Origin of the sequence: Geobacillus sp. CX412 (assembly GCF_027942335.1) — a bacterium.
GTDB classification, from domain to species: domain Bacteria; phylum Bacillota; class Bacilli; order Bacillales; family Anoxybacillaceae; genus Parageobacillus_B; species Parageobacillus_B toebii.
This window is the reverse complement of record NZ_CP103461.1, coordinates 178311-202855: the sequence shown is the minus strand read 5'-3', so window position 1 is coordinate 202855 and position 24545 is coordinate 178311. Positions and strand designations below refer to the sequence as shown.

General features: G+C 40.3%; 23 protein-coding genes and 3 pseudogenes. 3 read left to right on the top strand and 23 right to left on the bottom strand.

The genetic code is table 11. The annotated features are described in order from the left end of the window. Positions 1 to 10 precede the first annotated feature (10 nt). The 6 genes and pseudogenes from NXM86_RS01015 to NXM86_RS00990 form a co-directional block, all read right to left on the bottom strand. Positions 11 to 187, bottom strand: a complete 177-nt coding sequence (locus tag NXM86_RS01015) for a hypothetical protein (protein WP_015865228.1) — start codon at positions 185 to 187, stop codon at positions 11 to 13. A gap of 17 nt (positions 188 to 204) precedes the next feature. Beyond that, positions 205 to 1218 carry a GAF domain-containing protein gene (locus tag NXM86_RS01010; RefSeq protein ID WP_171698775.1) on the bottom strand — a complete coding sequence of 338 codons (1014 nt, stop codon included), beginning with the start codon at positions 1216 to 1218 and terminating at the stop codon, positions 205 to 207. Positions 1219 to 1453: 235 nt separating this feature from the next. Beyond that, positions 1454 to 1624 (bottom strand): hypothetical protein, encoded by a 171-nt coding sequence (locus NXM86_RS01005; RefSeq protein ID WP_171698776.1) that lies wholly within the window; start codon positions 1622 to 1624, stop codon positions 1454 to 1456. A gap of 205 nt (positions 1625 to 1829) precedes the next feature. After that, positions 1830 to 2053, bottom strand: a pseudogene (locus NXM86_RS01000) (UDP-glucose 4-epimerase GalE); the annotation flags it as partial. 46 nt (positions 2054 to 2099) lie between these two features. Then, positions 2100 to 3449, bottom strand: a complete 1350-nt coding sequence (locus NXM86_RS00995; protein WP_498958454.1) for an MFS transporter — start codon at positions 3447 to 3449, stop codon at positions 2100 to 2102. Positions 3450 to 3980: 531 nt separating this feature from the next. Continuing rightward, positions 3981 to 4901, bottom strand: coding sequence for a DMT family transporter (locus tag NXM86_RS00990; protein WP_498958453.1), 921 nt, complete (start codon positions 4899 to 4901; stop codon positions 3981 to 3983). A gap of 706 nt (positions 4902 to 5607) precedes the next feature. Between NXM86_RS00990 and NXM86_RS00985 the strand changes: the two are divergent. Continuing rightward, positions 5608 to 5928 (top strand): annotated as a pseudogene (locus NXM86_RS00985) (transcriptional regulator); the annotation flags it as partial. A gap of 144 nt (positions 5929 to 6072) precedes the next feature. Here NXM86_RS00985 and NXM86_RS00980 read toward each other — a convergent pair. The 13 genes and pseudogenes from NXM86_RS00980 to NXM86_RS00920 form a co-directional block, all read right to left on the bottom strand. After that, the gene (locus tag NXM86_RS00980; RefSeq protein ID WP_047819115.1) at positions 6073 to 6837 is read right to left on the bottom strand and encodes a hypothetical protein; all 765 of its coding nucleotides are present in this window, start codon (positions 6835 to 6837) and stop codon (positions 6073 to 6075) included. A 122-nt stretch (positions 6838 to 6959) separates the two neighbouring features. After that, positions 6960 to 8147 carry an ADP-ribosylglycohydrolase family protein gene (locus tag NXM86_RS00975; protein ID WP_498958451.1) on the bottom strand — a complete coding sequence of 396 codons (1188 nt, stop codon included), beginning with the start codon at positions 8145 to 8147 and terminating at the stop codon, positions 6960 to 6962. Positions 8148 to 8309: 162 nt separating this feature from the next. Beyond that, positions 8310 to 9056, bottom strand: a complete 747-nt coding sequence (locus NXM86_RS00970; RefSeq protein WP_498958450.1) for a hypothetical protein — start codon at positions 9054 to 9056, stop codon at positions 8310 to 8312. Between the two features lie 744 nt (positions 9057 to 9800). Continuing rightward, a complete protein-coding gene (gene dcd / locus NXM86_RS00965) occupies positions 9801 to 10409 on the bottom strand; it encodes a dCTP deaminase (protein ID WP_081188978.1) in 609 nt (202 codons plus the stop codon). Continuing rightward, the gene (locus NXM86_RS00960) at positions 10410 to 11816 is read right to left on the bottom strand and encodes a hypothetical protein (protein ID WP_087960298.1); all 1407 of its coding nucleotides are present in this window, start codon (positions 11814 to 11816) and stop codon (positions 10410 to 10412) included. 2 nt (positions 11817 to 11818) lie between these two features. After that, positions 11819 to 12265 (bottom strand): hypothetical protein, encoded by a 447-nt coding sequence (locus NXM86_RS00955; protein WP_081189993.1) that lies wholly within the window; start codon positions 12263 to 12265, stop codon positions 11819 to 11821. A gap of 157 nt (positions 12266 to 12422) precedes the next feature. Then, the gene (locus NXM86_RS00950) at positions 12423 to 13373 is read right to left on the bottom strand and encodes a hypothetical protein (RefSeq protein WP_237419642.1); all 951 of its coding nucleotides are present in this window, start codon (positions 13371 to 13373) and stop codon (positions 12423 to 12425) included. After that, complete coding sequence (locus NXM86_RS00945) at positions 13345 to 13881, bottom strand: DUF6932 family protein (protein WP_375217141.1); 537 nt, start codon at positions 13879 to 13881, stop codon at positions 13345 to 13347. The genes NXM86_RS00950 and NXM86_RS00945 overlap by 29 nt, the downstream gene beginning before the upstream one ends. 368 nt (positions 13882 to 14249) lie before the next feature. Further along, positions 14250 to 14576: a hypothetical protein gene (locus NXM86_RS00940; RefSeq protein ID WP_498958447.1), complete on the bottom strand. Its 327-nt coding sequence runs from the start codon at positions 14574 to 14576 to the stop codon at positions 14250 to 14252. 510 nt (positions 14577 to 15086) lie between these two features. Beyond that, on the bottom strand, positions 15087 to 16898 hold the full coding sequence (locus NXM86_RS00935; RefSeq protein WP_498958446.1) for a DUF4209 domain-containing protein: 1812 nt from the start codon (positions 16896 to 16898) through the stop codon (positions 15087 to 15089). Between the two features lie 484 nt (positions 16899 to 17382). Further along, positions 17383 to 17766: a VanZ family protein gene (locus tag NXM86_RS00930; RefSeq protein ID WP_498958444.1), complete on the bottom strand. Its 384-nt coding sequence runs from the start codon at positions 17764 to 17766 to the stop codon at positions 17383 to 17385. Positions 17767 to 17862: 96 nt separating this feature from the next. Continuing rightward, a complete protein-coding gene (locus NXM86_RS00925; RefSeq protein WP_498958443.1) occupies positions 17863 to 18027 on the bottom strand; it encodes a YwzD family small protein in 165 nt (54 codons plus the stop codon). Positions 18028 to 18102: 75 nt separating this feature from the next. After that, positions 18103 to 18519, bottom strand: a pseudogene (locus tag NXM86_RS00920) (DegT/DnrJ/EryC1/StrS family aminotransferase); the annotation flags it as partial. A gap of 752 nt (positions 18520 to 19271) precedes the next feature. Here NXM86_RS00920 and NXM86_RS00915 point away from each other — a divergent pair. After that, positions 19272 to 20150: an IS982 family transposase gene (locus tag NXM86_RS00915; RefSeq protein WP_012749546.1), complete on the top strand. Its 879-nt coding sequence runs from the start codon at positions 19272 to 19274 to the stop codon at positions 20148 to 20150. 7 nt (positions 20151 to 20157) lie between these two features. Here the strand turns inward: NXM86_RS00915 and NXM86_RS00910 are convergent, their stop codons facing one another. The 4 genes from NXM86_RS00910 to NXM86_RS00895 form a co-directional block, all read right to left on the bottom strand. Continuing rightward, positions 20158 to 20454 carry an SDR family NAD(P)-dependent oxidoreductase gene (locus NXM86_RS00910; protein WP_498958442.1) on the bottom strand — a complete coding sequence of 99 codons (297 nt, stop codon included), beginning with the start codon at positions 20452 to 20454 and terminating at the stop codon, positions 20158 to 20160. Positions 20455 to 20472: 18 nt separating this feature from the next. Beyond that, a complete protein-coding gene (locus NXM86_RS00905) occupies positions 20473 to 21075 on the bottom strand; it encodes an exopolysaccharide biosynthesis polyprenyl glycosylphosphotransferase (protein ID WP_498958977.1) in 603 nt (200 codons plus the stop codon). A 112-nt stretch (positions 21076 to 21187) separates the two neighbouring features. Next, positions 21188 to 22075 (bottom strand): UTP--glucose-1-phosphate uridylyltransferase GalU, encoded by an 888-nt coding sequence (gene galU, locus NXM86_RS00900; RefSeq protein ID WP_498958441.1) that lies wholly within the window; start codon positions 22073 to 22075, stop codon positions 21188 to 21190. 542 nt (positions 22076 to 22617) lie between these two features. Beyond that, a complete protein-coding gene (locus tag NXM86_RS00895; protein WP_498958439.1) occupies positions 22618 to 23382 on the bottom strand; it encodes a tyrosine-protein phosphatase in 765 nt (254 codons plus the stop codon). Positions 23383 to 23606: 224 nt separating this feature from the next. Between NXM86_RS00895 and tagU the strand changes: the two genes are divergently transcribed. Then, a complete protein-coding gene (tagU, locus tag NXM86_RS00890; protein ID WP_498958438.1) occupies positions 23607 to 24539 on the top strand; it encodes a polyisoprenyl-teichoic acid--peptidoglycan teichoic acid transferase TagU in 933 nt (310 codons plus the stop codon). Positions 24540 to 24545 lie beyond the last annotated feature (6 nt).

The window sequence follows — 24545 nt, the reverse complement described above, 5'->3', positions numbered from 1 at the left end:
CAAACAACATTTACTTTTTATACCTTGCTAACCTTACATCTACAGGGGGGGTTTTTGCCTTCATCTTTTTTGGACGAAATCGCATCGCCTTTTCGATCTCGACATTTAGCTTTTCAGTTTCAGCATATAACTGATGGGCCTTTTCAAAAAGCTTATCAATTTCTTTCCAGCCAGTTGTATTGATCATTGTATATCCGCCCCCTTTCATACTCTCATCACTTCTATTTTATCACACAGCAATAGGTAAGTACATATATTAGCATAAAATTGCACCGCTTTCAAATCTTCCTCACTAAACCCCTCTTTACTTTCCGATTGTAAACATAATATTCCATATGTTTGCCCATCGACTACTAAAGGTAAGCCCATAATAGAATAAAATTCATGATTAGGTTTGTTAGCCCCCTTAAACATTTCATCCTCTTCATAATCAATGTTATTTTTTATAACCGGCTCACCTTTTTCCCATACATAACCAGCGAAACCTTCTCCTTTGGCAAAGGAACGTTTATAAGCTGATTCCGCACCAATTCGAACATATTCCCGAATTTTCAATTTTTCTCCCACGACCTCAAACAATGAAATTGATTTGTCACTAAGATCTCGATGAAGCACAGTAATACATTCTTCCAATGTATCTTTCAACATTCTATTAACAATGTCACCATGGTTTATCTTTGTCAAATAAATAAGCGAATCAATGATACGATTAGCATTATCGTGATGTCGAAGTTGGACCCTTAGCTTCGACTCTGTACGTTGCAAAAGGTCAACGTACTCATTATTTTGTTCCTTTGCCTTTTGCAATAAACTTCTCTGAACATTGAATTGCGTCAACAGTTCATTATACTTCACCTGCAACCGGAAAGGTCCTTTTTCAAAATTAGGGTCATAAAACGGGTTTCGAAAATTAGTCACCGCTGTTCCGATTTCCTGTAACTCATTCGCACGCCATGAATCACCAAAATATTTACCCATGTACAGAACAAGAAAGACTCCACCTATATACCCAATTATCTCCTTTTTACTAAATTCCCCTTCTGTCAGATAACTTAATATTTCTGAAATCCCCGGTGCTACCACTAAATGTAAAATAAATAAACTCACTAACAAAGCTGTACCGTAGCATAGCAACCATTTATACCATGGGTACTTTTGAGTTTGTGGAACGTCACTATTCAACTCTTCATGATCATGTGTATGATCCCGATCACTCATTGTACTTCCCCTTCCTTTACTCATTTTTGTGAGAAAAATTCTTGAATGGTGACAGAAACCAGACACACATCCCTAGAAGGAGAGAGCATCCCTAACTTTAACCGCGGTTGAAGGTCGACCATTTTTTGACGCACGACATCTTCATGAGCGATTAACTTTCGGATTGCATTCATCATGGCCGTTTTATTGAGAAACACCTTTGTCCTTCAATATCAGACACACGAGAATTCCCTCGTCAGAAAGCGACACGACTTGAAAATGCTTCATTTCCTTTGAATGTAGAAACAACTTTCCCTTCATAAAGCTCTTCTAACAGGGCTTCCACACTTGTTCTGTGAATCGCTGCTGATTCATTGTTTCTATCCTTCATATTGGCACCAATCTTTTTATTTCGACAACTGCTCATCTTACTCCTTGTCCTTCCATGATATTTTCACGAAAATATACCTATGATGTATGTACTATAACCATCTCGTCTATCTTTCTGCTGACTGTCAAGTAGATTGCAAAACCGCTGCTACCTTTATGTGTAGCATCACTAAAAATTAACTGAACATTCAGTTAATTATATCCATAAATAAGCCCCACGTAACAAGGGTAGCCTGTCTTTCTCAACCTTTCCACTGATGCCACTTCCACGCGCTTTTGATGATTTGCTCCAACGAATATTCCACTTTCCAGCCGAGTTCTTCATCAATTTTTTGCGATGAGACAATAAGCCGCGCTGGGACACCCAGGCGGCGGTCAGTATATCAATGACGCTTTGCGACTGATTATTAATTTCTTTGACGGAATAGCCTAGACCGTTGCCAAGATTGTAAATAAGTATCGATTTAGCTGTCGACTGGCTGACAAGCGACAGGCACCCACAAAATCTCCCGTCAGCTTTCCGGTTCGGCAGGCGCCTGCGGCTTTACTTTCCGCAAAAAGAAAATGCCAAGGAGCACCATCACCAAAAGTGTCCCCATCGCCAACCGATTGGCAATGTTTCCATACGAATGAAGAAGAAGGGTGATGCTTCCGTAAACCGCCGGACCAATGATGGCCGACACTTTTCCGGAAAAAGCGAACAGTCCGAAAAATTGCCCTTGCTTGTCTTTCGGCGAAAGTTCGACAATATACGTTCTCGAAGTGACCCACATCGCTCCTAAACTGACGCCGAACAAACTTCCGGCGATCCACAAAGAAAGCTTGGAATAAGCAAGCGCCCCTACTGCCAGCGCAATGCACATCATGATGCCAACATACAAAACCGCTTTTTTTGCCCCTTTGTTTCTCGTAATATAGCCAAAAAGAAACGAACCTATAATGCTAGAAACGGTGGAAACTAAATATAAAAGGATAAATTCCCCCGCCGTAAACCCGGCAATGGCCTTGGCATAAACGGACATGATGGCGATCGTCGTCGCCACAGCATCATTTAAAAAGAAATAAGCAATCATGAATGTAAAAATGCTTTGATACTTTTTCATTTCTTTCAACGTCGCATAAATATCCCGATAGCCCGCAAAAAATCCGGTCTTTCGTTTTAGCGCAGCGGCTTCTTCTTTGACAAAGAAAAAAAGCGGTAAAGAAAAGAGGAGAAACAAAAGAGCACTTGGAATAAAAGCCCGGTAGTAATCCTTTTCGCCAACAAACGGATACACAGCAAGCCCGACAAGCGTTCCGACATATCCGACGGCAACGCCAAAACCGGAGATGAGCGGAATTTCCTGTTTATTCCCCAAACTCGAAATCATGGAATCGTAAAAAACGAGGCTCGAATGGTAAAAAAATTTTGCTGCGACAAATAAAAGCACGGTGATGACAAAAGACACCGGCAATCCAAAAATGAAATTCCCATGATTCGAATATCCGGCAACGCCCATAAGCAAAGTCGCTACAACCGCAAGAACTGTAAATATCCCAAGCCATTTCTTTTTTCTCCCAGTCCGGTCAATCCATGTGCCGTATAAAGGAGAAAATAAAACTAAAAAGAAAGAGGCTAACGCATTCGCATACGAAATAAATGTACTGGCGATCTGGTTCAAGCTCTCGCTTTTTCCCACCGTTTCCGAAACATAAAGCGGGAAAAAAATCGTATTCACATTCGAAGAAAAAATCGTATTCGCAAAATCATACAACGCCCACGATAAAACCGGCAAAGAAACATACAGTTTCCATCCCGGACGCCTTTTTGTTTCATGCAAAGGCAAGGCATCTTCTATCTTCTTCACTGCGCTCTCCCCCATTCTTTCGGTTATAAAACGGTCGGCAAATCACTTACTCTACTATATAGGTTACTTTACATATTTGATGATTTTGTTTATTTTAGGTAAATAAATCTTTATCTTTTTTGACGAAAGAACGCCTCTTTGGCTTCCGAAAAACGGTGCTTTATATTTTACAGAATATAATTAATATTTTAACAATAATTGTGTATTTGTGCACCATCATCGTTTCCCGCCGATGAATGGGGGGAGATCCAGCCGGCAATTGCCCATCACACATATGTATCCTCCCTCATCGCCAAACGCTGGATGGAAAACACCCCGACATCAACATCCTTGGTTAGTGTAAGTCAAGTTCTTGTGGGAGCTTTTTTCACTTTTTTACTTTAAAAAGCGGACTCCTTATATAAGCGTTTTCTAGCTCCTTTTCTTCTCTTTCTTTTTTCTTTCCTACATTTTAAGGTTCACACGGTGGACTTGGTTGTGTATCTAAGGATGAAGTGACAGGCACCCATACCAATAAAAAAACGGAGCCCCTGCAAGCTCCGTTTTTCAACACTTTTTCCCCATCATTTTCGAGCGATGAGTAAACACCTCGATTTCATCCAATACACCGCTGCCTAAAACGACGCCTAGCACAATTAAAATAAATCCGATCATTTGTGTATGGGAAATAGATTCTCCGAGAAATAAATAAGCTCCCAGCAAAGAGAACAAAGGATTTAAATTAATGAAAATAGCCGATTCGACCGCACCAATATGTTGAATCGCTTTGTTGTAAAACATATGGCCCAGCGCAGTGGCAAATACAGCGGAAGCAAGGAAGATCATCCATAGGGATGGCGTACCGTTTGCCAAACTGGATAAACCGTTCGGTTCCATCCACAAACTAATGAAAAATAAAAGCAGAGACCCAAACAACAACATCCAGCCTGTCATCACACGCGCATCGACCGTTGCTTTTTTAATCATGATAAAACTGATTCCTTGGGATAATACGGCCAGAAATACATAAAAATCGCCAATGGACACATGGTGAATGCCGCTTTTGCCGTTTAACACGACAAACGCCACGCCGGCAAACCCGAGGAAAATCCCTGCAAACCGAAACACCGTAAACCGATCGCCTAAAAAGATAGCCGCTAACAATGATGTGACCAGCGGAACAAGCCCTAAAATTAAACCAGCATTGGATGCTGTCGTTTTTGCTAATCCGAGCGCCAGAAAAAGGTGATGGACAACGACACTAAACAAAGCGGCTATGCCAATATACAGAACTTCCTTCCAAGTTAATTTCCGCAACTGCCCCATGAATAGCAAAATCAGAATTACAACGATCCCTGCGGTAAAAATCCGAAACGACGTTAACGTCACCGGCGAAAAATGTTCAACTAAAATCTTGATGGCAATCACGTTCAATCCCCAGATCATCATAATCAAGACGAGGGAGATATAAACGAACGATTTCGACATATCCGAACTCCTCTCACGCATCAACATAAAGTCATAAAAAATTATTTTGGAAAAGTACTGCCCAAAGATGCGGCATGCATTATTCTAGCAACCATTAAACGGAATGACAACAAAAGTGATTATCCAACCGATGATAAAATGTGCGTGATCCATTCCTATAATATGTATGTGTTTCTTCACGACATCATGTTTGTAATAAACGTCTGATGTACCGAAGACAGAGTTTTTCCCGCTCTATCAACGTCACGATGCTTGGAAGAACACTTTTTGCATCACCTTTGTTACGGATCAATCACAGCACATACGTTCGTCTTTGTGAATAAAAAACTTTCCGATCCATCTCCCCTACACACCGTTTAGAAGAGGGAAACTTCTCGGAGAGAATGTTACTTCTTGTTCTCGATAAAGAAGCGGTTTGATCAATCCCTAGCTTTAGAAACAATTTCTTATAATTAAACTCCCAGTAGAAATGCCAATGCTACAGCGGCAACGCCGACGATTTCTTTTAGTAGCTTATGGCTAAAACTTTGTTAAATATCGAATTTTGTTATGTGTCCTAATGATCTTCGGGTGGTGACAGGCACCAAACCCAATGACAGAGATGACACGCACTAAGACGGGGGAGTATAATAATAGTAAAAACAAGTGAGGATGGAAAAATGGCAGGTGGTATATCGTATCATGCGAAAGACGTTTTATTTAAGTCGTGATTGAAAAAACGATCGAGCTCGCGAAAGAAATTCGTGACGAACCAACGCAACTACACGTCATCGCCGGCATCTTAACCGCTACCGATAAGTTTATTGACGAAGAATATGCAAAAAAAGTAAAGGAGTGGATCAAAATGACAAAGGTCATTCGGCTTTTCGAACAGGAAAAAGAAGAAGCAGTGAAAGAAGCAGAAAAACAGAAGGCAATTGAAATCGCAAAAAACTTACTAGATGTCCTGCCTATTCATGAGATTGCGAAACGGACCGGATTAACCATCGCTGAAGTGGCAGACTTGGCGAAAGAAATGGGCAAATAATCTGTCTCGCGACACGACCATCCCCAACAATGATGATGGACAAAACAATCCATATCTTGATATTGCTCATCCAACTTTTCACCTTAACAGCGCAACGGCAGCAAGGCTACAGCACCCAGAGATCTATCGACCATTCTCGGTGCTTCACAGAACCTGACCCTTTTCCTTGTCTAACAAATGATAAAGACGTTCACGCAGTTGCTTATAGAGAAGCGGACCCTCTATTTGTGTCTTTTTCGGAACCCCTTTTAACGAAAACGGAACACTCATGTACTTTTCCGGATGCAGCCGAAGTTCGTGGCTAAATGCATCTCTTGGCTCTGAACCGACCAATATGACCAGTTGGGGATTTAATAAATGTATTTCGTCCATTAACAGTTCCTTGCACTTTTTCATATCCCGGATCCCTCTATGATTAGCTACCCTAGCAAAATCCGTCACATATGATCTCTCTGCAATATCCCTGGTGATCCCTAAATTTCGAACAAGCGGATCATAATTTTTGGTATTGGGCCAATAGCGATCAAAAAATGACTGATAAGGTTGTACGTCTTCAAAAATCCAAAAACAAGAAAGGACGGTCATACTCAGCTTCTCTTCCTTCTGCAAGGAACCCTTAAACACAAAGATATACTCTGCCTTACCTTGCTCAACAACCTTACGCCCAATAAACGGCAAATCCACACTTCGGGCAATATTGTCCCTCTTAAAAGACCAATAATTCCGAGATGGATCCATTGCTTTTTTATAATGCTGGAAATACGCTTCATAAAAATCCACTAAATAATTCAACTCCGGAACTTGTTCCAAATCCGATACGATATGAAAGTCAACGTTCCCATTGATTTGTGATTCACTATAAATGCCAAAGTTCGAATGTATTTCAGCCAATCGATGAGCTAGCATCATACATCCCCCCATCATTCACAAAAATTTCGAACAAAGAAACATCGATGGAAATTATTGAAAACCTATAAATCCTATCTCAAACCGATCAGCCAAATAGGAAGGCCGCGGCAAACTCCACCCGACTAACCCCGAATATTTACCAATTGCACCGCCAGCTCTTCCAACTCATCGGCACAGACGATCTTTTCAGTAAAACGGCTTGGCAGTTGGTGATATCCGACTTCTAATCCCTTCAATCCCCCAGCAATCGCCGCAATCGTATCGCTATCGCCGCCCATATTCACCGCTGAAATGACGACGTCTTCAAACGACTCGCAGCGCAACAGCCAATGAAGAACCCAGCTCATCGTATGCACGACATAACCGTCAGGCGAACAGGCCGGTTCAACCGTTAAAAGCGGTTCATATCGCGTATGAACAACTTCTTGCCTAATCGCTGCTGACAGCTTTTCTCCATGCAACAACCGAGAAGCAATGCGGTTATAAATAAGGCACGCTTCCGCCGCTTGACTATCATGATGTGTCATATTCGAATGAAGGACCGTGACTTCCTCCATCTTTTCCTGATCCGCATACGCCAGCGCAATCGGCAAACAGCGCATTAACGACCCGTTCCCCGCGCAAAGGCCACCAAGCTCCCGACAAGCCCGGGACGCAGCCTCAAACCAATCGCCATCATACAACGAAAACACGGTGCGGATGATGTTGCCGACATCCGGGGGATTGGTCTTATACCACTTCAAAAACTCCTCTCCGATTTCAGCAATCGGATTTTCCTTATTCCGAATGATCCCTTTCGCCACCGCAATCGTCATTGCCGTATCGTCCGTCACTTCCCCAGGTGGTAAATCAAGCCAACCGCCGCCGATGATGTCAGTCACTTTTCCGTACGTGCCGCGAATTTCCTCGGCACTCATAAACTCCGTCGTCGCCCCCAGCGCATCGCCAATCGCAAGGCCGAACAGCCCTCCTTTGATTCGGTCAAGCACGTTTTCCCCCACATCGTTTGATTTAGCCGTATGATGCTTTGCATATTTTATAGTTTGGTAGTTGCTCACTAACTGATCCAATTCATCCAATGAAAGATAAGCAATAGCATTCCCGCTTCCGAATTTCCTCATAACTTTGTCCTCTACCATTTGCAGCTTTTTCAATACTTCACTAGAAGCTTTGGTACCTGCAAAACGTTTTCTCCCCTTATCAGGTCCTTCTTCGATAATCTCCCACTCTTCAGGCTGAAAGACACAAACGACTTTTCCATGATGTACCCCTGCAACATATTGAATATACGGAAATCTATGTTTACTCATCCTCCAATTTCCCCGAGTAGCTTCATAATCACTTTTGCCTTCCGCTAAGGAATTATGTATTTTTACAAGCAATATTTCTTCTTTCACCCGTTTCCCTCCCTCGCCGTCTTGGCTATTATCAAAAGTTTATTCCCCACTTGAAACAAAAGAAGGTCATCTAATTTATGCCAGGTTATTACCCGGATTCCCGTCCGGATTCGTCCGCTCATAGCCGCCGCCTTGTTGCTCTGTCAAGTTCACATCGGTATTTCCATCCCCATCACGCCAGTATCCTTCAATCCATTGCCCATCGCGCCAATGTCCTTCCACCCAGTGAGGACGGACATGATGTGTCCCCGGATTTTCTTCCGATTCGATGCTGACTGCCACCTCGGAATAGCCGGTATAGGAACCCATAGAATGTCCATTGGCATCTGCCCCATTACCTATGTTGTCCGGATCTTGATCGCTTTCTGCCCAATCGCTATGGTCAGCGCCATCGATCACATCCACGATTCCGACCGCCAACGTTCCTACAGCTACCGTTTTGGCAATATTGGTCAATCCGTTTTTGATCTTTTTCTCATCGTCATCGCGCAGCCCTTCATAGACCTCTTTTCCGTTTTGGTATGTATGTTTGGCCGTCTGGTATACTCCTTTGGCCGTGCGCGAAATCGATTCACCGATGTTTCCAAGGCCCTTTTCGATCTTCGCTTCATCTTTTTGAATGATGCCAGACGCCGTATTCCATACGCCGTCTACCGCTTGGCCAAACGTATCGCCGGCAAACTCAGACGCTTTTTTCACGCCATCGCCTACCTCTTTGATCCATTGGCTGCCTGTTATTTCACCGACAACATTCACCGCGCCACCTATCACCGCTCCCGTTGCTTTCCCTGCCAATCTGCCGAGTTTCCGAAAAAAACTCAACTTTATCCCCTCCATATTCGTGATATTGACACTAATCCTTTTATTTCGACACCTTTCCTCTCAATCCTTTTCCTTCCATTACATTTTTGTGAAAATATACCCACGATTTATGTACTATTCCATAACTCCATCGCCGCCATGCACGGTGCAGCGAATCAAATATATACAGAATATTCCGTTAATTTTAGTCATAAATAAACACGCCGCCCCACAACAAGGGCGGCATTATCGTTGTAATCCTTTCCGCTGATGCCATTTCCACACACTTTCTATGATTTGTTCCAACGAATATTCCGCTTTTCAGCCAAGTTATTCGTAAATGCGGGGATGCAGCAAGACGCGCCGAGGCGCCCGGACGGCGTTCGGTGTATTCAATGAAGGATTTGTGGCCGGTTATTTTTTCACATGTTTCAATGACTTCGTTGACGGAATATCCTAAGTCGTTGCCGAGGTTATAAATGGCTTTTTTCGATAATCCATTAGAGGGCTATATTTTCTCCTTCCTTGTCTTAACCATCCATTCCCAGAATCTGAGGGGCTGTCAAATGCTCTCCTTGACAGGCCTTAGGGGGCTGAGACGCTTGGAAAAGACGAGAAAAGAAAAGGAAAGGAATCAGAGCCATTTAGGCACTTGATTCCCCTGCTTAACCGATTTTATACTGTCTACTTTTCGGATCGCAATGCACAGGGACGTAACCAATATATTTTATTTTTGGATATTGATTACATACCCATTACTAATTGTCATATAAACTTCATGAGAGTCTCTAGATCTTTATCTCTAAAAATATTTGATATGAAAGGTTCCGTATTAGCCACGTATTTAGACAGAGATTGCAATGCGTAATCAAGTATTTTTGTATCCCCTTTTACCTCAAACAATAACAATTGGACAAATCTTAATCCCGGATAAATTGCTATTGGATTGGAAGAACGATTTACTAACTCCAATGTCAATACACCGGCATATCCTGGCTGTACCACAGAAGATATAGTCACCCCCAGTCTATTCCATGAGGAACGTGTAACTACTAATCCCATTAAATTACTAGGCAGTCTAACATATTCGAAGGTAGATGCTATAACAAGCTGGCCAGGATATAACAAAAACTTTTCACCAAAATTTCGATACGTCTGATCAAAAAAAGTTTCTATTGGTCTATTATTCTCCATCGGGTCAATATATGGCTCTCTAGTTCTCATATCTACTTTAAATTTTGTTCCTAACCTCAGGTCTATTGTCGAAGCTCCTAATTGCTTCTCTCTGTCTAATATTGGAGTAACAATCAATCTCTTTTCATGATCATCTAATGATAAATATTCCTCTATTTTATCTTTAGACAAAATAGCCATTTAATTCCCCCACCTTTCTTGGATGGTAGAGGCATGCAACGCATATTTCATTAATCCATTTAGCAACCCTAAGAAGTTGTACTCTGATTTTTCCCCATCCAAACTTTGAACTCTAGATAATATTTCATTGTCCCCTAATAATTTTGCAAACCAACCAGAATTCAATATAGCTTTTGCATTAGCTGGTTTTCCGTCTAATTCATTCGGCGGAACTAACCATTTAATTCTCTCTTCAGCCAGCCTCATCGCTTCTTCTATGTGGCATGGTTTCATTAAATTATCACCTATAAGCGCTTCAACTTCATTAACAACCAATGATAAACACTCTTCCCATATTCTTTCTAGTATTTGATAGGACTCCTGGTTAAGCATAAAACTTATATAATTGCGACTAATTATGTTAGGCTGATACACCACTTGGGCTTGTTCCCAGTCCTTTTCTAATGTATCTAAGATTTCCTTGATTTTTTCGTGTAAAGGATCATACAGTTTCAACTTTCGTAAAACACTTAACTGAAACTTAAATCTTAATCCATCTCGCGGATGTGTGTGGGATGGGACATCTATCAAGCTCCCCGTTTGAATTATTTGCGTACCTACAACTGAAGTAAGCAAGTCACTGGAAGAAAATATAAAAGCAGGTCCTAATAAATATATTGCCACACAGTCGGCTATAGCTTCGCGAAGCCATGCCCCCAGTACTGTATCATGGAGAAAAGATGAAATTTCCGCAATGGAAGCTGGATGATTGTTTTGTTTGAAAAAGAATTTTCCTAACTTATTTAAATAAGGGTGGGACAAAACTTTTTGTGCAAATATTTTGGACCAAAGTCCCCTATTTCGGTCAAAATAATGTCCTATTTCATGAGCATAAATACCACTTAAGAACACATTATCCTTATGCTGGCTTGGAAATGTTAATTTAACAAACTTTTTATTATTATTACTTGTAACTCCTACTTCATTTTCAAGTAGTTTTTTTATTGGATGCCAAATTTCCTGAAAAGTAAAATTTAACTGGTCTATAGGAGACGTTAATAATTCAAAATTTTCTCCGTCTATGTTTTTGATCATCTCTTTAAATATTTCCATAATCTCTAATGGATAAGATTTCAAATCTGTCCCTGAAATAGCACTTGCTACAAATTGAATACGGCGACTAAACCATATTTTGTTTACTGCCTTAGCCTTAGAAGAAATAACATGCTGTTCATTTTCCTCCAAAGCTTTAATTTCCGATATTAAAATATCCCGCAGTTGTTTTACAATTGGTATAAGATCATTTACGATCAGTTCCTTTAAAGCAACAGATGGATATATCTTTAATGAAAGATTTTTTAATTGATCTTCAAAATTAAACATATCACTAACTGTAGCCTTTAAATTACCAATCGCAGATATTCTCATATTTAAATTCTCCAACCCCCGATATTACTTGAGGTAAAACTTAAGACCTCATTATTTAAATATTTAGAAATGGACTGAAAAACATCTACGATTGAGCCTACATCATCTTCATTTGCTGTATTTCCTTTCTCAAGCTCATTTAAAACTTTAATATGTTCTGATACAGACTTTTTGATATCTTCTACAGTACCTTCAAACTCAAGAGCATTTACGTATATGCTAAATGCTTCCCCCCCTGATATACCTGCTGTACTCATTTTATGGGTTCCATTGCAAAATTGGACAATTGATTCTAGGAAATCTTTAGCTTGCCATAATGAGTTTACTTCTAATGAAGAAAGTGGACTTCCTTGAATACTTTTGTATATCGCATCGAGCAAGATATTTGTATCAAACCCAATAGATAAGTCCGATTTTCCATTTGTAAATCCTATCTGAAATTGATTCATAAAAAGTTCACCTTCTTTTTTTAAAGGATATATAAATGAAATGTTAAATATTCTCTGTTCCATCACTTCTTTGACGGAATAAATCTAAGCCGTTGCCAAGATTGTAAATGGCAGTTTTCTTTGTACTGCCTAAAATTAAAAAAGTAAATGTCAATTTCTACGATAATAATCTAATATCACGTAAAGTCCAAGATACTTTTTCCCGATTTGCCGGTCCGATAACAGTAACTTTTAGTAAATCGGCTTCACATTTTTTGTTAAGACCCAAATTTTCAATCTTTTTTAATGCATCTTTGCTTATTCTTCCTGTAATTTTTTCACCTTCATCGGTTACAATTTCAAAATTTTTAATTCTTATATTCGCACCAGTTAATCTGCCTATTATTTTTATTTCTGTTTCTGTCGTATTAGAAAAATCGCTAAGAGTTTTAAAAATCCGCTCTGCTTTTTCTACATTTAATGATATACGCGATGGTGATCTGTATAGTGATGTCCATTCCAATTCTATCGATGTATTTAATTCTTTAATGGATTTTGTCCACTCAATATAGTTTTTTAAAGTTCTTGGTCCTAATTGCGAAATCAATTCGGCTAGTTGATCTGGCACATCAGATGATTCTAATAATTTAAACAATTCACCTATTATTTGCGATTGCATTGGTTCATCAAGTGTATGCTGTTCCGGATGCTTAACTTCCAAAACAGCTTTGAAAGATCCTGCTTTAGTTTCTCTTAAGATAAACTCATTTTGCTCAAGAATATCTTGAGGTATTTTTCCTTTTTCACTTGGCTGATTAAAGAGAGTATTTGCAATGCTATCCGATAAATTTTGTAAACCACTTAATACTGAAGTAAAAGCACGTACAGATATTTTTCCGCTTGGTAAATTAGGGGGATGCATTGTTAATACCATTTCTTCTCTGTTCGAAACCCTTTCGATTTCTTTTTTTACTTTTTTAAGATCTTCAAGGCGCCGCTTAAAAGATGATATTTGTAATGATTGCACATAATCAGGAATATCTAATACAGAAAGTTGCTCTTTCGTATCTTTTATGATTGATTCCGTTTCCCGAATTTTTCTATCCATCCAATCTTGAGGCGACATCATGAGTAACACCTCCTAACTTCATTAATTCTTCACGACGTATTTCAACAATCCCCTTAGGCTTTCTATTTCTGTCAAAACCAAACTGCCCCATCCAATAAGTTTGCATTATAGCAACATTCCCAGATATCCTAGCTTTAACCTCTGGAGGATAGTGTTCCAATGTTAGACAAAAATATGCATCACAACGGTACTGTCGGGATATCTGATGAATATAGTTGTCTAACACCTCTGATACTTCTTTAGATTCTATATCTTCCGGACGATAAAAAACGACCAAATCAATATCGTTAGGATTCAGCTTCGTCGTTAAAAAGCTACCATCTAACCATATATATCGAGGTGGTAACATTTTCACCAATTTCCTGATCCATATACAAAACTTTTCATAGATATCAGGACGCGATTCGGAATGAGGGAAGTTTTGTACAAATTGCTCTTCAAACTCTTTACATGTATATTCGTGTATCCCAGGCATTAAGTTCCCATCTTCTAAAAAATCCTGCACCACTTTTCACTTCCTTCGTCAAAAGTAAACCGAATCGAATCATTGCTGCTTATCTTGAATTTTAGCTCACTTAACAAACAAAGACAATTGAGTTTTAATTTCATATTGCTATCCCACAGTTCTACCAATATACCTCTTGTTACCATTGTGATCAACTACTTGAACAGACGGAATCGCACTCTTTTACAAACCTCACATATTTTTCTTTTGTTCTGCTGTAGTACCGAGAAAATAATGTAATAGCACATCGATATTCATAAATGATGGTGGAGAAACTTTTGAACCCATGTACAAATAAAAATAGCTTCAGCGGTAATGTTCTGATACATGCACGATACGGGCTTCGATAGAATTCAGATGAATGTAACGGCTCATTTCCAACATTCCTTTATCATCGTCAATGAATTTGCTGACATGGCATTTTTCGAACGCATGTTCTGTAAAGCAGTAGCGTGTATTATAGTAACTGGCATATCGCTTATTAATGAGCGCCAATAATTTTCAAAATAGGCTCGTGTTGTAAGCGTAGCTATAAATGAAAATGGTTTGTCATGAGGGCAATAAGAAGCCATTTCAAACGGAATTTTTTCATGAAGCTGACCGAGGATATGCAAAAAAGCGAGAAAATCATTCGGTTCTTGAAACAACGGATCACGGCGATTCTCGCGACACACAATATGGTAAAACTGATGAGGCACCCATGTTCGCCTTGCTCATCTCATTCACTTCGCCCTCTAAAGAACGTTTGTTCTATATATGATTATAATCCTATACACCTCTGCCGCTCAACCTCAACACTTCGACAAAATTCGAAGAAACGACTGCCCCGAGTTAGACACTTACTAGGAATCGCTTCTCAACCCTTATATATCAAGGGTTGAGAAGCGATTTGGGCACACTTCACACGTGTATCTATGAGTGATTATGGATATATAGGATTCTTAGATGGAGATCCAAGCCTACAGCTACAAAGGCTTAGTGATGTTTTAAAGCGGTTTCCGTGTGATGATTTATATGTTCTTACATTATAACTCATAAATACCGATATTAAATATTGTATAAAATTCCACTATCAGTACAGCGAACTTGGATCACCGGAAAATAAAATCGCTTTTTGCCGTTTTCTTTTTACACAATTTCCTTGACTTAATCTTTTTTCAAAGCAGGCGTTAAATCATCGCCCAATGACTGAAACCTATACAAAAAATTTACTCACTTGCATTATTTTCTTCTTTGACCACTGAATAATTGGTCAGTAATAAAAATAAGTAGATTACTAACAAGTTAAGACCCTTCGTGCACTGTTCAAACGCAATTAATCCATGAGCCACTTTATTACGTAAATTTATCCCCATCTGATCTACCATTACCATTTGTATCAATTTATGAATGCGTTCCCCTAAAGCTTCTTTTATATCATCTCTGTTCAGAAATTCATTAAAAGTTTCCTCATGTTGTGCGGTAGACTTTTTGATCGAAGTAGTCGCATATCCTGCGGCTGCAAACATTCGTCTAAGGGTGGATTCGAATTGAGGGACTAATATGTGAATGGAACTAACGTAGTCGCCATCAAAAAATTTTTTTATTCCCAGTTCTACAAATGGTTTATTCTTCGCGCTCATTAATGACCATGCAAAAATTTTATCTATTATTAATTCTGACGTGAGCCCTCTTTCCTTAATCAATTTATCAAATAAAGGGACAAGAGCCATATTTAAAACTGTTTGTAGATGCAACATATAATTTTGTGAGAAAGCCCATTGGTAAGACTCCTCATCATTTTTAGCTTCAGCGACTTTCTTTTCATCATCTATTAATCCTTTAGTTACTAAATGATACAGGGGGTAAGCAGTCATCAGTTCCTTCGTTAGTTTTTCGACATTATTAATATCAGGGATAAAATCAATTGGCTTCGCTATCATGTCTATCGATTCTGCTACATCTACTTCAAGATAAGGTTGCATCATATTTTCTATTTCGTGAGTAGGGATTGGAACCTCCGCAGAAACAACAGATAATTCGTCACTCTCTTCCCATTCTTTATACGCTTTTCTTATAAGTATTTTCATTTCTTCAACCTTATCTGTCTTTCCAATATTCGCATAATGCCTCATCGCTAGTTCATAAAAATGGGCCTTTACCATGCTACTTTTTTGTTCTCTGCCTTGTTGATGCACCGCCTCTTCCTCAAAAGACCGCCCGATTTCCACCTGCAATTGTTGTTCCACTTCTTTGCTAATTCTCTTGAACTTTTTCCAATGGATGATTTCTTCACAAAACTTGCGATGCATATAATATTCCTTATTATCCCAATAACTTTTTCTTCCATTGTTTAGCAAGTGGATACACAACAACACGATATTTTCGTCAACTAAACTTGATAACTTGCTGCCTAAGATATTTCTTAACAGCCTAGACAGTTCCAATGTCCATCTGTAGTCTTTGTTCTTATCAAACATGTGTAAAGTGCTTTCTATTTTTTTGAGTATGATCTCAATCCATTCTTTATTTCCCATTTTCAAAGAAACTTCAACCGCTCTTGCCAGATCAGAAACAAATAAATAAAAATTCCCTTTTTCTAAATGCTTTTCGGCTGTTTCAAGCAATGATGGCAAGAGTATTTTAGAAATTTCATACTTATTTTTAGTTCCGTGTTTATCACCATGTTCAAACAGAAAGTCAGCGTATCTAGCCCTTAAAAATACGTTTTCCGTTTCTTCTAGACGCTGTTCATAATATGCTATTTGTTCACCAGTAAAATTCTCTATATCAGGCCATTTTGTTCCATCTTTATATTCGATCATAGGAATAAATCTTCCTCTATCATTGATTTTAACAATCGGTGTTTGGGCATGGAGAGAAAGAACCTCAATTTCATACTGAGCCATCTTTTCAAATCTAACTAGGCCTTTCTCCTTATCCCAATCTCTTATCTTTTTAAATTCCCCAGCAAACTCACTTAAGTATTCACTGTAAGAAATCCTTTCTAGTTGTTTTACTTTATCCTTATACTCTTCCATAAATACTCCCCCTTTTCATCTACAGCAGTTATTATTACATTCACAAGTCGGCAGGTTACCATATATTTTTATCTGAATTATCTAAAAATTTATCATAAAAAATTTTTATACGCCTGTTTCTTGCGACTAGCCGCGCAATATTCTGTACGAAGCCATCATCCACTTTTCCAAAACAATAAACCACATCAATGGAAAAATGGAACCATGAATAAGTGAACATCCAAAAAAGAAATCTTTGAGCATCTAGGGTGTAGTTGTTGAAAAACTAACCAATGGAATGGATACGCGGGTATAGCTAGAAGAGGAAGCAGAGGATCTAACCATGATGCAAAACATAGAGGGAATTCGTAATCTTTATCACACTTAAGAACATGTCTCTCATAAATAAAATCCACACAACAAATAAAGCAATTCCCACCTCACACGCGTCAATCACAACATTGGACACAAGCGGCTTCTTCCCGGCTGAAACGACTGATGCCATTCATCCAAACTGCGCAAACACCCACGCGCTAACCACCGCAAACCGCCATGGATATAACGCTCTCCACACCAAAACCGCAAGCAGACCGAATACCGAAAGATGCGGCATGATGTAATTCCATGGCAAAGACCCATCATTGATATGATCGACATGCCCTAATGGCAGCTTTTGTACGATTTCACTAATCCAACTTGCCGTATTCGCACCAGTAAACATGGAAGATTCCGTAAAATAATAAATCATCCCGCACCATGCGAATACAAGCCCCCAAAGAACAAGCTTATTTTTCATACCATCACCTAATCTGTTTAAACGAATCATTCTTTTTAATTCCTTCTTCCGTTTTTGAATATAATAGTGAATCGTTTTTTCTATCCGCTCCAATTTCTCCAGCGACTAGACATCTTGAAGAATGTAGCGGATCGTCTTTTTCATGGACTTTGGCAGCTGTTGAAAGGATGGCATACATACCTCCCAATACTACTTATTATTATCCCCTTTAAAAATTGGTTTTAACTGATGAGCAAGCTCCCGAACCATGTCTTTCGCGGTCATATTGGCGGACAATTCCCCGCGTTGATACGCTTCAATTAAGATATGTTTGAAACGCTCGGTTTCTGGCTGCAGAGTCTTTTTCTTCGTCACAACAGTCACCTCCAACGTAAAAATTAAATAAGCCTCCTGCTGAACGAATTCAACAGAAGGCTTGCAAACGGTTATTTATCGTTTTAACGCTTTGATAAAGACATCAATAACCCGGTTTTGTTCGTCGATGGTCATGCTAGAGCCAGACGGCAAACAAATGCCATTGGCAAACAATTCATCCGAAACGCTCCAACCTTCTTGATGCGGGTAATACGTTACCCCATTAAACACAGGCTGCAGATGAAGCGGCTTCCATACAGGACGCGCTTCAATATTTTCTTCCGCAAGCGCATTGATAATATCCATTGGCGTTACACCAAGCGCTTGCTGATCAATCGTCAACGTCGTCAGCCAGCGGTTGGACATCGTGCCTTCCAATTCAGGCATAAAGTGTACGCCTTCGATATCCCCTAACGCTTGTACGTAACGGTCAAAAATCGCTCGTCTCGCTTTCACCCGCTCGTCCAACACTTCCAACTGCGCCCGGCCGATTCAGCGCTTTCCTTGACAGGCTCTCAGGGTTCTGTGACACTTGGAAAAAGACGAGAAAAGAAACCAGAGTTGCGTAGCCCTCATTCCTTCGCATCAACTCAATTTATACTGTCTACTTGTCGAATCGCAATGCACAGGCACTCGTCCTTAAAAAAGAAGGCATGTGCATCCCTTGACTATGTATCGCCATGTGAAATTTGAAGCTGCTTACTACGCTAAACAGAGAAAAGTAGCTACATAAGCAAGAGCTTTTCTCGCTGTTTAACATGTCTGTTTTCTTAACATAACACCAAAAGGTCTGCCCATCATCAGAACTGAACTAACTTCTTAAGATTGTAAACACCATGAGCAGTCGTGGAAATCTTTTAAAGTACATTAATTAATCACAAGGAAGAGGAATTCATTGCTTAGGGTATGCTGTCGCTTGAAAAACCGAAATATTAAACTAGATTTTTATCACTATTAAAGATACATGAGAATATATATAATAAAAAAAATAGACAAGAAAAACAGTAAAGTGAATATAGGAAATTTTATTTTTAAAATTTTACTGAATTCAACGCTCCTCAAAATAAGCATTACCAAAAATGAGCTAATCGTTCCCAATACTGGGGCATATAATCCAAGAGATTTAATAAATATTACATTAAACCCGTGGTGCTAGATAAACTTGAGCAAGCATAAAAATAGCCCTTGCTGGCGAATCTCCTGTAGAATGAAAGTGCGACCTACCATTCGAAAGGAGAATCCCCATGCAAGAGCACTTTCATTTTACTACAGATCAAGCCAAGATTCAAAAGCAATATGCCGCCATTTTCGTTTTTGTTTCTGCTCAACTTTCATGCATTCAGGTGCATCTTCATCGTCGAAATCGCCATTTGGTCAAGCAAGAGGACGCTGTCATCATCGCCATTCATCTTTTAGGAAAGCTGCTCGGTTTTACTTCTGAACGGGCGTGGCATCGCTTTGTCACGGGAAATTTGTTCACAAACGGCTCGTTTCTTGAACGCTCCCGATACAACCGCCGTTGCCGGGCGCTTGGTTTCGCCATCAAATGGATCCGTCATGAGCTGGCAAAACGCGGTCAACATCATGCCTATGCCGTCGTTGACAGCTTGCCGCTCCCGTTGTGCCATACGGCAAGAATGCATCGCGCCAAACGGTTTCAAGAGATCGCCGACATCGGGTATTGCGCTTCCAAAAAGCAATGGTACTACGGGTTGAAGCTGCACCTTCAAGTGACCGATCAAGGGCTGCCAATGGGGTATGTGGTGACGGAAGCATCTTGCCACGATCGAATCGCAGCCGAAAGCGTGATGACCCAAATTCCCCACCCGTATAACTTTGGGGACAAAGGATTCATTAGCCGTGACTTGCAAAAAAGGCTGTACGAAGAATACCAAATGGCGCTTTGGACTCCGTCTCGAAAAAACCAGAAACATCGTGCGTCTGAGACATGGGAGCAGTGGATCCAACAAAAACGCAAAGTGATCGAGACGGTGTTCTCGGTTCTGGTTGACCACTATCGTATCACTGAGATCCGAGCCAATTCGATTATCGGATTTGAAGTGGCACTAGACGGTATATTGTTAGCTTATTCCCTGGTTACACTTGGGCTAGTTGAGCGCTAAAGCTCAACTAGCACCACGGGTTCCGAGCATCTTCTTCCATATTTTCTACTGATTTCGCTACGCTTACTTGCGCCGCCTGATGAATAATATAATGCGGCTGAAAATCAGCAACAGCGGCATATACTTTTTTTTTATTAGTGATATCCCCTTCATAAAAAGTATAGGTCTTATCTCTTAAATTTTCCAATTTGCCTGTTGAGAGATTATCAAAAACCGCTACTTCATAACCTTCTTCAAGCAATTTATCCACTATATGTGAACCGATAAATCCCGCTCCCCCTGTAACAAGCACCTTTTCCATCATGTATTCCTCCAATTTGTTCTATCTCGCCCCATCGCCTGTTATACAAACTTTTATGGTCTTCAAAATAATTTTAAGATCGAGCCAAAAGCTCATATTATTAATATAATAACGATCTAACTCTAATTTTTCTTTAGGGGTAATATCATATCCCCCATTCACTTGCGCCCATCCTGTAATCCCGGGCTTTACTTGCAAGCGATCAATAAACCCTGGGATTTCCTCATTAAATTGTGCGGTAAACATTGGTCTTTCCGGTCTTGGGCCAATTAAACTCATATCACCTTTCAGCACGTTAAATAATTGCGGAAGTTCATCAATTCTCGTTTTTCGAATAAACGCTCCTACTTTCGTAACACGAGGGTCATTTTTTGCCGCCCATTGTGCGCCATTTTTTTCGGCGTTAACTCTCATGGAACGTAATTTGATCACTTTAAAATATTTTCCATGTAAGCCCACACGCTCTTGCAGAAAAAACGCTGGACCCGGCGTTTCTAGTTTGATAATAACAGCAAAAATTAAAATAATAGGAATAGCAATCGGTAATGCTAACAATGACAACAGTATATCTAAAAGTCGCTTTACATACGGATAATATTTTACGTTTGCGTTTTGTTTTCTTATTGTGTGCTGTGTATCTATTGCAACTGCATATTCCTTAAAAAAATCATTTTGTTTGCTGGAGCTAACCCCCACTTTCTACCTCTCCTTTTAAACTATTGATCACAGGAGTGCTTTAAACTTCTCCAAAGTCTTTTTCTCTTTTAAGAACTTGTTCTATAAATTGAATCAAATCATCTCTTAATTCATTATTCTGCAACGCAAACTCAATCGTCGTTTGGATAAATCCGAGCTTTTCGCCGACATCGTAGCGCTTGCCTTCGAATTCGTAAGCGAAGACACGCTGGATTTCGTTCAATTTTTGAATCGCGTCGGTGAGCTGGATTTCGCCGCCGGCGCCGACTTCTTGTTTTTCAAGGAATAAGAAAATTTCCGGCGTGAGTATGTATCGTCCCATGATCGCTAAGTTCGATGGCGCGGTGCCTGGCGCTGGCTTTTCGACGAATTGACGGACTTGGTAGCGGCGTCCGTGTTGTTCGAGTGGATCGATAATGCCGTAGCGGTGTGTTTCCTCATCAGGCACTCGTTTGACGCCGATGACCGAGCTGAATGTTTGTTCATATTGGTCAATTAGCTGCTTTAAGCATGGCGTTTCCGCTTGAACAATGTCATCGCCCAAAAGGACGGCGAACGGTTCGTCACCGATAAAGTTGCGCGCACACCAAACGGCGTGGCCGAGCCCTTTCGGTTCTTTTTGGCGTATGTAGTGAATATCGACTTTCGATGGTTCTTTCACTTTTTCGAGCAAGTCCAGTTTTCCTTGTTTCATTAATATTTGTTCCAGTTCATAGGCGTTGTCGAAATGGTCTTCGATCGCCCGTTTCCCTTTCCCTGTGACAATGATGATATCTTCAATGCCGGAGGCAATCGCTTCTTCGACAATGTATTGAATCGTTGGCTTGTCAACGATCGGAAGCATTTCTTTCGGCATCGCTTTCGTTGCTGGTAAAAAACGCGTGCCGAGCCCCGCTGCGGGAATAATCGCTTTGCGTACTTTTTTCAACGAAATCCCTCTTTTCTATGTATTTGATAACAAAAATAAATATATGAATTTAGTTCTAATCTATTCACAACGATAGACCACAACTAAATTCATATAAAACCGGGCATCTAACCCGCCCTCACACCACACCCTCGACGACTAGCGTCTAAGGTGGCAGGACCGTCATCGTCCCCACCCACGGCATGGCCGAGTGCCTCCATTGATAACGGAAAGGAGACATCTCCGAAAAGCTGAGCCGCCGCGATTAGCTCTCGAAGCCAAATGTTCTTCGCCCGCGGAAGTGCTTGCACTTCAAGGGCGAAGGTTATTTGGCGCAAGAGAGCTAGGCGGCGAAGCTAGACATCACCGAAATCGAAAAGCGCAGGCGACTGCCTAGTCCCATAATCTCTCTTCTATTTTACATACATTACTATCATTTCGTCATTTTTCCATCCATCTTTCGCCCCCATTTTTGCCATCGTTCGTAGAAATCAGCGACGATTCGACAAAAACAGGAGAAAAGAAAAATATGTTTTATGACAACGATGTTACCATAAAACATATTAGAACAAGCCTAAAAATTTTTTCTTTTTTATTCGTTCCGGCTCTTCGCGATATACCGCTTGTCCGCGGATGAGAAGCTCGGCGTTTTCTTGGAAGAAATACACGGCGTTCATGCCAAATTCTTTATTTATGACATCGTATGCTTCCCGCATACGGAATGGACGGGTTGTCGTATTATGCGCATCGGAAGCGATGAAATGCGCTAAGTTCGCTTCCATCAGCTGTAAGGAAAATTTTTTTATTTTTTTTCCGAAATGTCCTGATACACTTGAGGCCGTTAGCTGTGCCAGCGCGCCTCGTTTCACCAGTTGGTAGAGACGCTCCGGATGTTCGATGATTTCTGCATTTCGCTCTGGGTGTACGATAATTGGGATCATGCCTTTTAGCTGCAAATCAAACAATAGCTGTTCGGCATAACGGGGTACGTGGTCTGCAGGGAATTCGATGAATAAATACGAAGTTTCTGCTAGGGTCATGATTTCGTTTGCTTCTAAGTTTTTCAATAAATCCCCATGAATGCGTACTTCCTGTCCTGGCAATACTGTAAGCGGAATATCGTGCTGTTTCATGATATCGTTCAATTGGGCTGCCCGTGTAATAATGGATTGTTTTGGATTATCATAGCTTCCGTTTTTATGATGGGGAGTGGCGATGATCGTTGTAATTCCTTCTTTTACTGCGGCGCGCGCCATTGTGATGGCGTCATCGATCGTTTGCGCTCCATCATCAACGCCAGGCAAAATATGACTATGTATATCGATCATCGCTAACCCCTCCTTATTTTTTGAGTTACTAAACAACTATTTATTATGATAACATAGGAAAATAGGGCTATCAATCGGTGTTTTTTGCGGAATTCTGTCGAATTTTATGGATATTGTGGTGAATAATTCCTAGCACCCTTCTTCTTTATGTTGTACTACATGGAAAAACGCTCTATAATCGTAATAGTTAAACTAAAAATTATATAACTAAAGGAAGGTTATACATGAGAGCAAAACGTCGAAAAAAGAAAAAATGGCTGCGCTGGGTTGGCGGGATTGTCGCTGTCCTTCTCATCGGTATTGGAGCATACGCTTATTCGATCTATCACCATGTGAAACAGACGGCAAATCAAATGTATGAAAATGTAGACTGGAAATCCGATAAGCGGGATGACGAAATATCGTTTAAAGAGAAAACACCAATTTCCATTTTATTAATTGGCGTCGATGAGCGAAAAGGAGACCGCGGCCGCGCCGATTCATTAATTGTAATGACAGTCAATCCGAATAAAAAATCAATAGAAATGGTCAGCATTCCTCGCGATACACGCACGGAAATCATCGGAAAAGGCAAAAAAGATAAAATCAATCACTCGTATGCGTTTGGCGGTGTAGAGATGACAATGGCGACCGTCGAACATTTCCTAGATATTCCGATTGACTATTATATTAAAGTCAACATGGAAAGCTTCCGCGATATTGTCGATGCGGTCGGCGGTGTGACGGTAAACAACCCGTTTGCGTTTACGTATGAAGGGGTGACGTTCCCGAAAGGAGAAATTACGTTAAACGGGGAGAAAGCGTTGAAATATTCGCGCATGCGCAAAAGCGACCCGCGCGGCGATTTTGGCCGCCAAGACCGGCAAAAGCAAATTATCGAAGCAATCATTCAAAAAGGGGCAAGTTTTTCTTCCCTTACAAATTATGATGAAGTGTTAGCAGCAATCGGAAAACACATGAAAACAAATTTAACGTTTGATGAAATGCAAGAGATTCAAGCAAACTACAAAGAGGCCCGCCACCATATTGAGCAGCTCCATATTACCGGAAAAGGGACGACAATTAACGGTACTTATTACTTGATTGTCCCAGAAGAAGAGAGACTGGCGATTTCGAATAAATTAAAAGAACATTTGGAATTGAAAACGGCATCGTAATAAGGA